This window comes from Microcoleus sp. T2B6, assembly GCF_036700475.1.
Classification (GTDB): domain Bacteria; phylum Cyanobacteriota; class Cyanobacteriia; order Cyanobacteriales; family Microcoleaceae; genus Microcoleus.
In genome coordinates, this window is sequence record NZ_JAUBOZ010000128.1 from 1 (window position 1) to 14,207 (window position 14,207).

Genomic DNA, 14,207 nt, shown 5'->3' on the forward strand with positions numbered 1-14,207 from the left:
GTTTACAACTCTAAATGCCTACTTTTCTTTGAATTCAGTTTTATTCTCTCGATCCTTTCCTTCAGGGGACTACCAAACCGCACACAGGGAATGAACCGTCGTTAGTCCAATCAAGGGTGTAGACACTGTAGACACCCTCCATGTCTACAGTGTCTAGCGCTGTGTCTAGTGGTTCCGTCAAGGTATACAAACAGTCGGACTGCTTGCGACTGTTTGCGACTGTTTCACCTGTGTCAAGCGGTTCAGGTGTTGTGTCTAAAGTGTCTAGCAATGTGTCTAGTACAGTATCTAGTAGAGTGTCTACATTCACTGTGTCAAATGATTCACCGGCAACGAGGTACAGTTCCAGCAGTGCTTCCCATGTAGCAGTTTTGCTGAGTTTCCCAAACTGTCTGGCGTCTTCGTTGGTGAAACCACGGTCAAAGGCGATCGCCTTTAATTGGTCAATGCGACGGTAGCTGACGGTAGGTTTAGTCATGGCAAAACCCCGTCAACTCAATCATTAAGAGTTGCGATCGTCCGTTAGGACAATCGGCTGAAAGTGGCATAATTTATAGGCTCCAAACGTTGTAAGAGAACGGTTTGGGGAAGTCGTGGTTTGGCTAGCATTTCCAGTGCTCGTCAACCGCGCATCAATCTTCCTTAGTTACTCACGATTGCAGACTTCCACTTCCTTGTCAACACAGGAAGTGTAAAGTTTTGTTTCAAATTATTCGGCAAGCAACTCCATCACTTCGTCGGGCGTAATGCCATAAATAGCGGCTAGCAGTTTGACATTTTTCACATCACTTCCTAGCTGTTTAAGCACTCCAATTGCACTACCCAATGGAATAGCTTCTGTTGTGGACTGAGTTAGTAAATCAATCGTTGTCTGAGTATTGGCTCGTTTTTTATAAGTACCTTCATTCATCTGTGTTGAATGCCCCAAACTCTTAGCTCTTGTCTCCTGAGACATCCCCGCCATTTGACCGTTGAGATTCGCTAAGTGACGTAAAGCGTGGGTTTGGGTAAAGCCTTTGTCCCATCTTCTTAAGATAGTTTGTGCGCGGTCACTGTATAGCCCACTAATCGTCTTTGGATTGTTTGACGATGTTCTAACATCAGGCAAGTTGCCTGATTTGATTTCTAAACATTCCATCAAGTCAGGATGAGTAGGAGGGAGCATGGGTATACACAACCTGTAGCCCGTCTTGGTTGTAGTATCTAGTAAAGTCTTATCGCCTACTACGGCAATCATTTGTTTGTTTACCGGTTCATTCAAGGCAGGAATAATAACACCATCTTTCGTCTTAAATGGCTTGTCAATATTCTGAATCGCAAAAACTTCATGAACTCGAAAGCCATACACCAACTGCATTGAGAATACCCACATCCACCGCCTACGTGATTCCAAATGGTATCGTTTGTTGTTGGGAACATCTAAAACCACTTCGCGAAGTTTTAAAAACTCATCAACCGATAAAGTTTGAAGGTCTTCACGAAATTCTGTTTGTCTACCGTCAATCTCTTTGAGCCTGCCCAATAAGTCGGCACTGTCAATAGTCTCAGCAAGCTTTTTCATGGCACACAAGCAATTTTTAAAGCACTTGGTTCCTTGTTTTTTACCGTTAACTGCGGACAGAACATCTGTTAGGTTTACGACCCTATCTTGTGGCAACAGCTTATAGTAGTCACCGTAAACGGCACTCCAAGTACGTTGCTGACTAATACTACTCCTGTCACGTTGTTGACGGCGTTTAGTGCGTCCATCCCAGTATTCTTTCTCTACTTTTGTTATCGCCTGACCAAACGTTATCAAATCATTTTTGATGACGTTTTTATCCAAAATAACATCATCATACCAGGCTAAAAACCGACTCTCGCTAGAGAAGGACTGTAAACCGCTAGCAACTAGATGAGCTTTCCTCAGAGCATCAGTGATACCTTGCATGGTCAGGTAGCACCCACAAGTCTTGTTGACCCGCTTGTCACCTAACTTGAATTGCAACGTTATGTAACCACCGCTCGCTTTCCTGTCTCTTTTTAGCCCTACGCCCTTGGGGCATTCTTTCTGTGCTTGTTGGAAGTAGTCTAGAATCCGCTCGTAGCCAATAAGGTAGTCTGCGGTGGTACTTGCAGTGACAGGATTAGATTTTTCGCTCATCTCTCGCTCCCTACTCTGATAGTGCTGAGTTCGACTGATGTACTCAGCCTACAGCAAGTCGCTCAGTGTTCGCTCAAATCAAAAACAGGACTTTCAGAGTGGGTGCAAAAAATGGCTAGAACGACGGAAATTCGTAATTCAAGAGCGAGGCTTTGATTCAAGTCCTGCCGTACCCGTAGATAAAACCTAATAGCATCAACGCTTTGAGCCGTTCTTTACCGAAAAGTAGAGAGCGGCTTAAACCTTATTTGTTTCGCATTTTGTTTCGCACAACAAATGCGAAACACTGCCTATCTGGGTCAGGTGGTATCCCGGCATCCTGTCGGTAGACACTGCTACCCTTCTGAGTATAGGTTTGCCACAGCCGATGTGGTATCATAAAAAGTCTATTGTGTCAATAGCCTAGCTCCTGCGATGTTCAAACAGCAACAGCAGGTTGTGGGCCGAGTAGCCCTCAGAGGTTATCCTTAGTAATTAGGCTAGTTTCCGACAGGTTTGGATATGTTCCCAACAACTCTATTTCATGTTCCCCAAAATTTAATGCTATTACTCGACCGCAGCGCGATCGACCAATTAAAGCCCCTATTGGCGCAAGCAACCGGAATGCCTATAGTTGCATCGGAAAATACGGCAACAATTGCGCTCGTATTGGTTGCTCTGGGAATTCTGGGTTGGGGATTTTATCGCGCCAGACCTTTTGGCAAACTGGGAATTTTGGCTTGGTTGCAGTCTGTTGCGCTGATGAGTCCCTGGCTGCTGTTCTTTGGTTTGTTCGCCGCCGGAATTTACCTCAATCTAGTGGCGGTATTGTTGCTGCTAGTGGCATCCACGGGATTGTACATTTATCTGGGCCGGCAATTGCGTAAGGCTGCATCTGATACAGTGCTGCCGCGGCCGGATGCTGCTGAGGTAAAGTCCCAAAGCGATGCTTTCTCGGCCCCTGATTCGCAGGGAACACCAGGCCCAGAAACCATTAAGATCGTCACCTCGTCGCCTGCGAATAATGAATTACAAATTATTCCCGTTCCAGTGGAAGACCTCAAGGCAATTAAAGGCATCTTTGGAATTGATACTTTCTTTGCCACAGAAACGATTCCCTATCAAGATGGGGTAATCTTGAAAGGCAATCTCCGGGGAGACCCAGAACAAGTACACTCACGTTTGACGGCAAGTTTGGAAGAAAGATTAAACGATCGCTACCGCCTATTTTTAGTAGAAAATCAGGACGAGAAGCCCGTAGTTATTATCTTGCCCAGCACCAACGACCCGCAGCCAACAACGGTGTCTCAAAAAATCCTAGCAGTCGTGCTGCTGCTGGCAACAATTGCTACTAGCTTAGAGACAGGCGGTTTGCTGCTAAGTTTCGATTTCTTTAACTCGCCGGCTAGATATCTAGAAGTTTTGCCAATGGCAGCGGGAATTTGGGCGGTTTTAGGCTCTGGGGAAATTGCTCGCCGAGTGCTGGCAAATCGGTACAAGGTTGGCTTGAGTTGGCCGTTTTTTATACCAACTTTGCAGATAGGTTGTTTTGGCGCGATCGACCGTTTTGAGTCGCTGCTGCCCAACCGTAAAGTTTTGTTTGACATCGCTTTTGCCGGGTCAGCGGCTGGGGGAATAGTTTCTGTGCTAATGCTGGTAACGGGTTTGCTGCTGTCTCACCCCGGCAGTTTGTTTCAAATTCCCGCAGAATTTTTCAAGGGCTCGGTTTTGGTGGGAACTTTGGCAAAAGTGGTTTTGGGTTCGGCGTTGCAGCAGCAGATTGTTGACGTTCACCCGCTGGTAGTTATCGGTTGGTTGGGCTTGGTAATAACGGCGATTAATTTGATGCCGGCGGGACAGTTGGATGGGGGTAGAATCGTGCAAGCCATCTACGGTCGGAAAATAGCCAGTCGCACTACTTTGGCGACTTTTGTGGTGCTGGCGATCGTTTCTTTAGTTAATCCTTTGGCTCTGTATTGGGCGATCGTGATTCTGATTTTACAGCGGAATCTGGAGAGGCCGAGCCTCAACGAGCTGACTGAGCCTGACGACGCTCGCGCGGCTTTGGGTTTGCTAGCTTTGTTCTTGATGATTGCTGCCCTGTTGCCTTTGACTCCGGCTTTGGCTGGCCGTCTGGGAATCGGGAACTAGCAGTAGTCGGGCATCTTTGGTAATAGGCTCTTGGGTTGCGGTAAATTAGTGGAATCTAGGAATTGAGCGATCGAAGTGGGAACTGAAGGGCGATCGGGTTCCTAACTACTAATTTCCAATTAAGATCCCCGCCCTGGGCAATTTATCTATTACCAAAAGTTGATTTTTTTATAACCCAAAATTTGTTTAAACTTGATCGATTAAGTTTAAATAACTTATCTGAGCCTATAGGATAAAGTCATGGCTAATCAACTTCCTCCTGTATTGGTAACTTTTGATGCAGATGTTTTAATGACGGGCCGAACCCAAGTGTGGCAAGAATATTCCAAGGTGGGAACTTGCTATATCCCGGAAGTAGTGTACGACGAAATAGATCGTCTGACAGGGCAAGCGGTGGAAAAAGCTCAAGAGCAAGTAGCTAGAGAGTTTATGCGATTTTTTGCCGACAGTGGCTGGATTGCAACTGACGCTCAGGAAACACACCGAGCTCTGGAACCTTCGATCAAAAATCAAAGCAAGCCAGCAATGCTCGTGGTGGCGACGGCTCAGTGCGTTTACGGTTTGGCTCAGGAACACCCGGAGGCATTGGTGATTTTTGTGTCCAATAGCCAGCCTCTGCTGAAGCGGCTGGCTTCTGTAGGCGCTACGAATCTCTGCGGGATTACCGGGGCGATGCTGTTAAATTGGGCGAGGAAAGGGGAACGCCCGCCGGCGGCGACTCAGCAATTGCAAAGTTTGATGCGTAGCCTCGCCGAGCGCAAATCGACTCAGCGCCCTAACAGCAGAATTCAGGATGCTGCTGTTGGCCAAACGGGGGCTTCTGCTAGCAAGTTAACGGGAACCCGCGGCGCTTCTGAGCTAAAGTCGCCCAGCAGTTTTACTAAAACTAATAAAACGGGTTTGACTCAGAAGCGCAGTGCGAGTTCGCGGCCCAAAACGCCGCCCCGCAATCGCGAGGAGTCGAGAGATTACGAGCCGGCTGTATATCGCATGAAACATATTACACCTCCGAAAAAAAGGGACAGCGGTTTTCTGTCTACTGTGTTCAATTTTTTGGGAGCGTTATTTTTCTTGACGGTAGCGGTAGGTATTTTGTGGCGAGTGTTCGATGTTAAGGGTTTTAGAAAGACTTTTGTGCCGGCTCTACCACAGCCTGTGCAACAATTTGTTAAGTCGATCGACCCTAAATAATCTGGTTTTCTGAAAATTTCACCTTCTGATCCCCTGGCATCGGAATAATAAAATCGAGTCAACACTTAACACTCAACCATTCAGTTTTTCGACTCCTCCTTCTACAACCCACAGTCAACAGTCAACAGTCAACAGTCAACAATCATGATGAGTGCAACCGGAATTGATATCATTCAGTATTTAAAGCTGGTGCTGTTCCTTCCACAGGTCGAATAATGACCGGTTTATTAGTAGATCGTTGCTCAAAAAGTGCCTTGAGTGCCAAGTCAAGACTTTCGGCCATGACGATGCGGTTTTCGTAGGCAGCAATAACTCTGATTAAAGTCGGCAAACTATTGCGTTCGGCTTCTAAGTAAAGAGGTTCCACATACAGTAAAGATTGTTCAATGGGAATTACTAATAAGTTTCCTTGAATGGCTTTTGATCCCTGGCGATTCCAGAGAGATATTTGTTCGGAAATAACTGGATCTTGGTTAATTAAAGCTTCTATTTGTTCCGGGCCGTAAACTAATCGCTGTTTGGGGAACAGATACAGCAGCAATTTTCCGTACTCGCTACCATCCGATCGCCCTGCAATCCAAGCAATTAAATTGTTACGACTTACTGGTGTAAATGGCAGCAGCAAAATAAATTCTTCGGCTTTTTCAGTTGGCAGCTTCATAATCAAATAATAGGGTGATACGGGCTGCTGTTCGCTGCCATAAATTTCATTGGGAACTCGCCACAAATCCTCCCGATTGTAAAATACTTGCGGGTCTTCCATATGATAAGTTAGCAAGCGTTCTGATTGAATGCTCAGCAAATCTACAGGATATCTGATATGTTTGCGGAGAGCCGGAGGCATTTTGTCAAGGGGTTTGAATAGTCCGGGAAAGATAGCCATCCAACTGTTAATAATCGGATCGGAGGGATTGGCAACGTAGAAGTCAACAGACCCGTTGTAGGCATCAATCACTACTTTAACGGAGTTGCGGATGTAGTTAAACTCATGATTGCCGGGGTCAGAATACGGATAGCGATCGCTCGCTGTATAGGCATCGATAATCCAGTAAAGATAGTTGGGAGATTTATCAGTGGCCGAGGGTGAAGGTTTAATCTCGTTGCCATTTTCATCTTTTTCTTTTTCTATATCATCATTGCTAAGATTGGCGTTCGCTACTACTAAATACGGGTCAGAATCGTAGCGCAAAAAAGGAGCTATAGCCCGGACTCTTTTATTAATATTTCGACGGTACAGCAATTTAGTTTCTGGCGTAAAATTGCGCGTCAGTGCCATTTGCCAATTTTTGAGATAATTAGCAAACAGCCAGCGCCGCCACATAGAACCGATCGCAATTCCGCCCCTACCGCTGTAAGTATTGTAAACATTGTCTTCGCCGCTGGGATAGTCGAATTCTTTGACTTTTGTGGGCGCCATCGCTTCTGTATCGGTGATTTCGCCGTAGTAAATTCGCGGGTAGCCGATCGGAATACTGGCCCGAATTCGATCGCTGGTTACTTCCAAAGCCGTCTCCCCTTCCTGGGCTGCAACTCCAATATCTTTGACGAAATAATCGGGTAAACCGCCGACACCGACTGTATTTACCGGAGAAAGAGTAAAGCCGTAACCGTGAGTGTAAATCAGGTGTTTGTTCACCCAAGTTTGAGCTTCGGGGGCAACTGCCGTGTAATCTAATTCCCGCGCTGCCAGAAACACTTGTTGGCTTTCAGAATCTCCCTTTTTTGCTTTTTCATTTTTGATTGTGTAGCGCTCTATATCGGCATCAGGAAATGTATAATAGGGTCTAATTTGCTGTAACTGTCGGGTGGTTTGCAGCAGCGGCTGCTTGTCCCACAGCCGGATGTTGCTAATAGTAAGTTTATTTTTTTCTAAGTCGGCATAAGTAAGTTTTCCGGCGGGATCGAAAGTTTTTATTTCTATATTGTTGAGGTCAAAGGCTTCTTGAGTAAAGGCAATACTGCGCTTAATGTAGGGCTTTTCCCTTGCTAATTCGTTAGGTTTAACTAGGAGTTGCTGCACAATTGTTGGCAGCAGCCAAGTTCCCAACAAGCTTAAAGTTAGCCACGCTATAATAATCTTTTTTATGAGTTCATGTTTTATTTTGAATGGGTAAACTTGCCACAGCATCAAAACGGCGATCGCCCCCGCCAAAAAACTCAAAAATCCATACCAGGGCAGCCGTACCGTTACGTCAGCATAATTCGCCCCGTAAGTAACGTCTCCCCGCGAATACAGCAATGCGTAGCGCCCCAGCCAGTAGCGGAATGCAACAGCTAGCATGGAAGCTGCACCCAACCCGTACAAGTGCCGCTGCTGCGATCGAGAAAACCCCCAAAATCTCCCTTGACTCAGACTATTTCCCGATAGCAAATATGTTAAAGCACAAGATACTAAACTGTACAAAAATACAACTGTCAGCCCGAATCCTAGCAAATCTAAGATTGGCAAAATAAATACATAAAAGCTAATATTTTGATGGAAAAGAGGGTCGGTTGTGTTAAAATTAATAGGGTGAAAATATTGCAAAACATTTGTCCAGCGACTGGTGGCAATCAGCCCGATCGCCAAACTGAGAAAAAGGGCGATCGCCCGCAGCCAAAAATCAGGCTTAATTACCACAGCTAACATTGTCCCCAGCAGCAAGCCTAACTGCCACCAGCGAGAAAATAGCTGCACCGCCCCATGCTGGATTGACTCAATTCCCAACTGCACGGGCGGTGCAGGTAAATTGTCAGCTATACCGAAATAGGCGATACTGCTTGCAGCTAACAGCCCGCAGTAAATTGATGTCAAAGCTGCGATCGAACTCAATCCGAATACCGCCAACAGCAGCCAGGAAAAGGTTATTTGGGATTTAGCAACAGGTAATTCGTAATTCTTCCCAGTTTTGTTCGCCTTCAGTGAAGCGAATAGCGCCTCCGCAACCGGCGATTTCATTTCCTCTACGGGATGTTGGAGGCGGCGGGCTAAAGCCAAATTTCCCAGCAAAAAGACAGAAGAAACAGCAATTGCGATCGTCCCCAGCAACCCTTGAGTTTTCAGCTTTAACAGAAAAACCTGAAGATATCCAACTTCCTGAAACCAGAGAATTTCTGCCGAAATGCGGGAGGCAAACTCAACAACCAGCCCTAGCCCCGCAATCAGTAGGATTATTTGATAAATTCGCCTATTAGTCATTAGTTATTAGTCATTAGTTATTGGTGGAATGATAACTGATATCAGGTTCGAGCAATTTACCCTCCCGAATGATGCTTTTGCCGCAAGGGTTGGAGGCATTTTTATTCATGGTAATTTACCGGACATAATATGACTCCTGCTTTCGGGTCAACTGACTAATGACTAATGACCAATGACTAATGACAAACTAGCTGTACTGCTGATTGACATCCACATCCAAATTAAACAGTGTTTGCAAAGTTTGCATCGCTTGCCGCCGCGCCTCAATATCCTGCTGAGCGCGCAACTGTACCATCGGATCGTGCAAAATCTTATTCACAATCCCCCTGGTTAAAGATTCAATCACATCTTGATGTTTCTCCGAAAATTCCGAACCCAGACGCGATAAAGCTTTTTCTAACTCTTGTTCCCGAATCAATTCTATCTTATCCCGCAAACAGCTAATAGTAGGAACAGTTTCCAGACTGCGCCACCAGAGATCAAAAGCCTCTACTTCCTGTTCCAGCAAGCCCTGAGCTTCCATTGCCATTTTGCGGCGGCTTTCGTGGTTTTGAGCTACCACTGCTTTCAAGTCGTCTACATTAAACGATCGCACATTAGCGAGTTCGTTCGCATCTGAGTCAATGTTGCGTGGCACAGAAATATCCACCAACATCAAAGGGCGATTCGGGTCTAAAACCGCTTCCAATTTAGCTTTATTTAACAGCGGATCGGTAGCTGCCGTACTGGTAAAAACCAAATCAGAAGCGGCAATTACCTGCATCATTTCCGAGAGCTGATACAGGTGCAATTGAGCATCTTTAAACTGACCGGCCAACTCCAGCGCGCCCCGCACAGAGCGGTTAACGATCGAAATATTGCTAGCTCCTTTTGAGAGCAAATGCTGTACCAAAAGCCGCGACATTTTGCCAGCACCGATAATCGCAATTTTGCTGCTTGCTAAATGCTGACCCTTCATTTGAGCCAATTCTGCCGCCGCCGAACTAATCGAAACTGCACCGGTACCGATGCTAGTTTCCGTGCGAACTCGCTTCCCTGCTGTGAGAGCTTGCTTGAACAAGCGCTCTAAAATTCTGCCTACACCTTTGTACTGCTGAGCGAGTTTGTGAGTTTGTTTTACCTGAGCCAAAATTTGTCCTTCTCCGAGCACCAAACTGTCGAGGCCAGAAGCCACTCGCATCAAGTGCATCACCGCATCTTCGTGCAGCAAAATAAACAGGTGAGGGCGCAAAGACTGCACATAAACTTTACTGCATTCTGAAAGGAACTGAATAACCTCTCGCACTCCCGGCTCCGATTCGCTGGTAACAATATAAATCTCTAAGCGGTTGCAAGTGCTGAGGATGGCAACCTCTTGAATGTGCGGGTAGCCGCGCAATTGGGCGATCGCGGCTTCAACTTTCTGTTCTGGAATGCTCAGTTTTTCGCGAACTTCTACCGGCGCTGTTTTGTGGCTGAGACCTACGACTGCAATATTCATATCTGTGATTTGTCACTATTTCTTTCTTAGTTGTTAACAGTCACCTGTTATTAGTTCTTAGTTTATCGCTAATTGCTAATCATCGGTGACTGTTAACATTTAACTGTTAATTGTTAACATTTAACTGTTAACCCCTAACTAATCACTAATTCAATTGCAAAGATTTCGGCTGGTCAAACATATGGATTGTATCCACAAACCGAGCAGTTTTCGACTGAGAAGAAATTACCAAACTTTCAGTGCGAGCGCCGCCGCCAAAGAAGCGAACTCCATTCATCAGCGTTCCGGGAGTAATCCCGCAAGCTGCAAACAGAACTGTTTCTCCAGATGCCAGCTCTTCAGCATTGTAAATCTTGTCTGGGTCTGTGATGCCCATGTCTTTCAGGCGGGCGATATTGCTCTCTTTGCTTTCACCGATCAAACCAGTTTTTACAACAGCCGGATCGTAAATTAACTGCCCTTGGAAGTGACCGCCCAAGCAGCGCATTGCTGCTGCGGAAATCACACCTTCCGGTGCTGCACCAATACCCATAAGTGCGTGGATGTTGGAACCAGAAAACGCGCAAGAAATTGCTGCCGAAACGTCGCCGTCGCTGATCAGCCGAACTCTTGCACCCGCTGCCCGAATTTCATTAATTAAATCTTTGTGTCGGGGGCGATCCATGACCACCACCACCAAATCTTCAACACCGCGGCCGAGACAATCAGAGATAATTTTGAGGTTTTGAGTCGGCGTTTTGCGAATATCTACATGATTCTTAGCAGCCGCCGGAGCAGCCAATTTGTTCATGTAGAAATCCGGTGCCGCAAACAAACCACCTTTTTCAGAAATTGCCAAAACTGCCATCGAACCGTTTTGACCGTAAGCCACCAGGTTAGTACCTTCGCAGGGGTCAACAGCGATGTCAATTTCGATCAATTCATCTAGGTTGCAGACATCTTTGGCATCTTCGCGGGTACAAATACCTACTTGTTCCCCGATGTAAAGCATCGGTGCGTCATCGCGCTCGCCTTCGCCGATCACGATGCGGCCGCGCATATGAATTTTGTTCATGCGCTCCCGCATGGCTTCTACAGCCACTCTGTCAGCTTCATCTTTTTCGCCTTTGCCCATCAAGCGAGCGGAGGCGATGGCTGCCTGCTCAACTACTTCGATGATCTCTAAACCGATTACATTGTCCACGAACTAGATCCTCCCAACTGCTGATGCGTGCCTTGTGCTATTTTGCACTCCCAGCCATCAAGTTTATCAGAGGCGGGGATCTGTGCGAGCGCAAGCAGTTGGTTAGTTTGTGTTAACTTTTGCTTCTTTGAGACTGGGGCTGGAAAATCTGAGTCCCACAAGCTCAAAGATCGATCGCCCCAATACTTCACTCTTGCTTGGAGGATCGCACGCTAGCCCCGTCTGAGGGCTAAATCGCGGAGTCCAGAGGCTCATGGGCAGCGAGCGGCTGTTTCAGGCAACTTGTCATCGCGAGTGCCGTTAAAGGTTTTATGATTAGTTTGCGATCGCACGATTTCTCAGAAACCTGGTTGCTAACCCGGAATTTATCGTTACTAAACCCAAAATTTTGGTAGAAACCGGGTTTGTGAGGGTAAGTCCTAATGATGATCGCAAATCAAATGGACAGCCCCAAATCGGGACGCAGTAGACTTTATCAGCGGGAAGGAATAAACAATGATGATGAAAGCCCAAGACATTATGACCACAGATGTTGTTACCATTCGCGGTTCAGCAACGGTAGCTGAAGCGGTGGCGATGATGAACGATTTGTGTTTGCGCGCGTTGATTGTGGAACGTCGCCACGAACAAGATGCCTATGGCATTGTGACAGAAACGGATATTGTCTATAAAGTAGCAGCCTACGGAGTAGACCCGAAAAAAGTCCGCGTCTTCGAGATTATGACCAAACCGTGCATTACGGTCAATCCCGACTTGGGCGTGGAATACGTGGCGAGGTTGTTCGCCAATACCCGCATCCGCCGGGCGCCGGTGATTAAGGACGAGCTAGTGGGCATTATTTCGGTCACGGATATATTGACAAAAAGCGATTTTCTTGAGAAGCCGAAGAGTGTTTTATTTGAGGAACAAATCGAACAGGCGATCGCGGATGCCAGAACTATCTGTGCCGAAAAAGGCGCTACCTCTAGAGAGTGCGCGGTAGCGTGGGATATTGTAGAAGAAATGCAGGCAGAGGCTTCTCACCAGCGATCGATGAAGCTTGAAAAAACGGCTTTTGACGAGTATTGCGAGGAAAATCCCGAGGCTGCTGAAGCGCGGATGTACGATAGCTAATTTAGTTATTAGTCATTAGCCATTAGTTATTAGTTATCAACTCTTATTTAGGGATTGATAACTAATAGCTAACGATCGGAAATAGCTTTTTTTCTTCGATATTCACGAAAAACAAAAAGATTAAGTGTTTGGCCCAGGCATACAAAACACGTTCAGCTTGTTCCCCTCAAGATCCCGAAAATATCCCGCATAAAACCCCGGCAACACGCCTCTTGGTCCTGCGGCTCCTTCATCCTTAGCCCCAAGTTCGATCGCTTTGTTATAAACTAAGTTGACTTTTTCGGGACTGTCAACTTTAAGAGCTATCATTACTCCATTGCCAACAGTTGCTGTGTTACCATCATAGGGTTTTGTAATAGCAAGTGCTGGTAGCTCTGGAGAAAGACCCCATGCGATAAATTGGTCGAATTCTATGAATCGTCGAGCGCCAATTTCAGCAAGCAAAGCATCATAAAACTTGGCTGCACTTTCAATATCGTTGGTACCTAGTGTAACGTATCCGATCATATTTTTTGTCTTCTAACTGATGTTAAGGTTTAAAAAATGTTTGAGCAAATAACAACTGAGTTAAACTGATCTTGAGAAAACCCAAGCTACAACTCAAACATCATTTTACATGATAACTCAAACTATCTCGGTTTTGTCCGCTGCAATGATTTATTGCCGATCGCTAATACATTCGGGACTGTCTCTACTTGGACTGTTGACGATCGCACTTACGGCCTTTGCTTTCATCGCTTCGGAAGCATAGGGCTTTAACAAGGGCAAAACTTCCTGAGCATTTTTAACAGAAGGATCTAGCCACTGTTCCCAATCGCTGTCGGGGAGAATCACAGGCATTCGATCGTGCAGCGGCTGCACTGTTTCGTTAGCAGCGGTAGTAATTATACTGCAAGATACAATGTTTTCTTTTTCTGGAGATTCCCACTTTTCCCACAAACCGGCAAAAGCAAAAGGTTCGCCATCTGCCTTTTGAAAATAGTAAGGCTGTTTGTTCTTTCCCTGCTGTTGCCATTCGTAGAAACCGTCAGCGACTATCAAACATCGCCTGTGCTTGATGGCGCTGCGAAAAGCAGGTTTTTCGGCTACAGTTTCCGATCGCGCGTTAATCATCTTGCTGCCCATTTTCATATCTTTTGCCCAACTGGGAATTAAACCCCAGCGCATAAATTGGAACTGTCGCTGCATTTTTTCTGGTTCAACTGTTACTGTGGCAACTGATTGAGTTGGGGCGATATTGTATCGCGGTTTGATGTCGGGAACTTGCGACAGTTTGAAGAATTCGGCGATGATTTGACCTGAAGTAGTTAAAGTGTATCGTCCACACATAATTTTATAGTTGGTATTAACGCGGTTTTTTCTTATTCCGGCAGTCCGGCATTCGTCGGGTAATCTGGCAGTCCGGCAGGGGTTTAAACCCCTGCCTCAAAGCTAAAGTCGGTTAAAACCGACTGGAAATATGAGCTCCATATCTATCTATTTTAGTCCTCTTTTAGAGGACTTTAACTATGAGACAGGGGTTAAAAACCCCTGTCGGATTGTCGGACTAAACCGGGCGGGCGAGACGCCCACCCCACAAGAAAATTCATTCTTTGTGGAACAGGCATCTTGCCTGTTCTTGCGAGACACCCCACAAGAAAATTCATTCTTTGTGAAACAGGCATCTTGCCTGTTCTTGCGGGATACCCCACAAGAAAATTCATTCTTTGTGGAACAGGCATCTTGCCTGTTCTTGCGGGATACCCCACAAGAAAATTCATTCTTTGTGGAACAGGCATCTTGCCTGTTC

Annotated in this window: 11 protein-coding genes; 4 read left to right on the forward strand and 7 right to left on the reverse strand. The window is 46.1% G+C overall.

The features are described from left to right. Positions 1-61: 61 nt before the first annotated feature. Both QUA00_RS32385 and QUA00_RS32390 read right to left on the reverse strand, forming a co-directional pair. Positions 62-478: a hypothetical protein gene (locus QUA00_RS32385; protein ID WP_333412519.1), complete on the reverse strand. Its 417-nt coding sequence runs from the start codon at positions 476-478 to the stop codon at positions 62-64. Between the two features lie 231 nt (positions 479-709). Beyond that, positions 710-2,143, reverse strand: coding sequence for a hypothetical protein (locus tag QUA00_RS32390; protein ID WP_333143439.1), 1,434 nt, complete (start codon positions 2,141-2,143; stop codon positions 710-712). Between the two features lie 603 nt (positions 2,144-2,746). On the opposite strand from QUA00_RS32390, the gene QUA00_RS32395 reads away from it, so the two are divergent. Next, positions 2,747-4,273: a site-2 protease family protein gene (locus QUA00_RS32395; RefSeq protein ID WP_445305777.1), complete on the forward strand. Its 1,527-nt coding sequence runs from the start codon at positions 2,747-2,749 to the stop codon at positions 4,271-4,273. Positions 4,274-4,513: 240 nt separating this feature from the next. Next, positions 4,514-5,464: a hypothetical protein gene (locus QUA00_RS32400; protein WP_333412523.1), complete on the forward strand. Its 951-nt coding sequence runs from the start codon at positions 4,514-4,516 to the stop codon at positions 5,462-5,464. A gap of 169 nt (positions 5,465-5,633) precedes the next feature. On the opposite strand, the gene QUA00_RS32405 is transcribed toward QUA00_RS32400, so the two are convergent. The 3 genes from QUA00_RS32405 to glpX form a co-directional block, all read right to left on the reverse strand. Then, positions 5,634-8,642: a UPF0182 family protein gene (locus QUA00_RS32405; protein ID WP_333412525.1), complete on the reverse strand. Its 3,009-nt coding sequence runs from the start codon at positions 8,640-8,642 to the stop codon at positions 5,634-5,636. 187 nt (positions 8,643-8,829) lie between these two features. Beyond that, positions 8,830-10,122, reverse strand: a complete 1,293-nt coding sequence (locus QUA00_RS32410) for a glutamyl-tRNA reductase (RefSeq protein ID WP_333143435.1) — start codon at positions 10,120-10,122, stop codon at positions 8,830-8,832. A 145-nt stretch (positions 10,123-10,267) separates the two neighbouring features. Next, complete coding sequence (gene glpX, locus QUA00_RS32415; RefSeq protein WP_333143434.1) at positions 10,268-11,305, reverse strand: class II fructose-bisphosphatase; 1,038 nt, start codon at positions 11,303-11,305, stop codon at positions 10,268-10,270. 495 nt (positions 11,306-11,800) lie between these two features. On the opposite strand from glpX, the gene QUA00_RS32420 reads away from it, so the two are divergent. Continuing rightward, positions 11,801-12,418: a CP12 domain-containing protein gene (locus tag QUA00_RS32420; RefSeq protein ID WP_333143433.1), complete on the forward strand. Its 618-nt coding sequence runs from the start codon at positions 11,801-11,803 to the stop codon at positions 12,416-12,418. A gap of 120 nt (positions 12,419-12,538) precedes the next feature. Here QUA00_RS32420 and QUA00_RS32425 read toward each other — a convergent pair whose 3' ends face one another. Together QUA00_RS32425 and QUA00_RS32430 are read right to left on the reverse strand one after the other, a co-directional pair. Further along, the gene (locus QUA00_RS32425) at positions 12,539-12,925 is read right to left on the reverse strand and encodes a VOC family protein (protein WP_333287095.1); all 387 of its coding nucleotides are present in this window, start codon (positions 12,923-12,925) and stop codon (positions 12,539-12,541) included. Positions 12,926-13,075: 150 nt separating this feature from the next. Continuing rightward, positions 13,076-13,747, reverse strand: coding sequence for an SOS response-associated peptidase (locus tag QUA00_RS32430; RefSeq protein ID WP_333412529.1), 672 nt, complete (start codon positions 13,745-13,747; stop codon positions 13,076-13,078). 130 nt (positions 13,748-13,877) lie between these two features. Here QUA00_RS32430 and QUA00_RS32435 point away from each other — a divergent pair. Beyond that, the coding region (locus QUA00_RS32435; protein WP_333412530.1) for a hypothetical protein at positions 13,878-14,207 on the forward strand (330 nt) is incomplete at its 3' end.

What these genes read in the sequence shown, in the direction of transcription:
- QUA00_RS32425 (WP_333287095.1), bottom strand. Translation starts at nt 12,925, where the DNA reads ATGATCGGATACGTTACACTAGGTACCAACGATATTGAAAGTGCAGCC.
- QUA00_RS32385 (WP_333412519.1), bottom strand. Translation starts at nt 478, where the DNA reads ATGACTAAACCTACCGTCAGCTACCGTCGCATTGACCAATTAAAGGCG.
- QUA00_RS32410 (WP_333143435.1), bottom strand. Translation starts at nt 10,122, where the DNA reads ATGAATATTGCAGTCGTAGGTCTCAGCCACAAAACAGCGCCGGTAGAA.
- QUA00_RS32420 (WP_333143433.1), top strand. Translation starts at nt 11,801, where the DNA reads ATGATGATGAAAGCCCAAGACATTATGACCACAGATGTTGTTACCATT.
- QUA00_RS32395 (WP_445305777.1), top strand. Translation starts at nt 2,747, where the DNA reads ATGCCTATAGTTGCATCGGAAAATACGGCAACAATTGCGCTCGTATTG.
- QUA00_RS32390 (WP_333143439.1), bottom strand. Translation starts at nt 2,143, where the DNA reads ATGAGCGAAAAATCTAATCCTGTCACTGCAAGTACCACCGCAGACTAC.
- QUA00_RS32405 (WP_333412525.1), bottom strand. Translation starts at nt 8,642, where the DNA reads ATGACTAATAGGCGAATTTATCAAATAATCCTACTGATTGCGGGGCTA.
- QUA00_RS32400 (WP_333412523.1), top strand. Translation starts at nt 4,514, where the DNA reads ATGGCTAATCAACTTCCTCCTGTATTGGTAACTTTTGATGCAGATGTT.
- QUA00_RS32430 (WP_333412529.1), bottom strand. Translation starts at nt 13,747, where the DNA reads ATGTGTGGACGATACACTTTAACTACTTCAGGTCAAATCATCGCCGAA.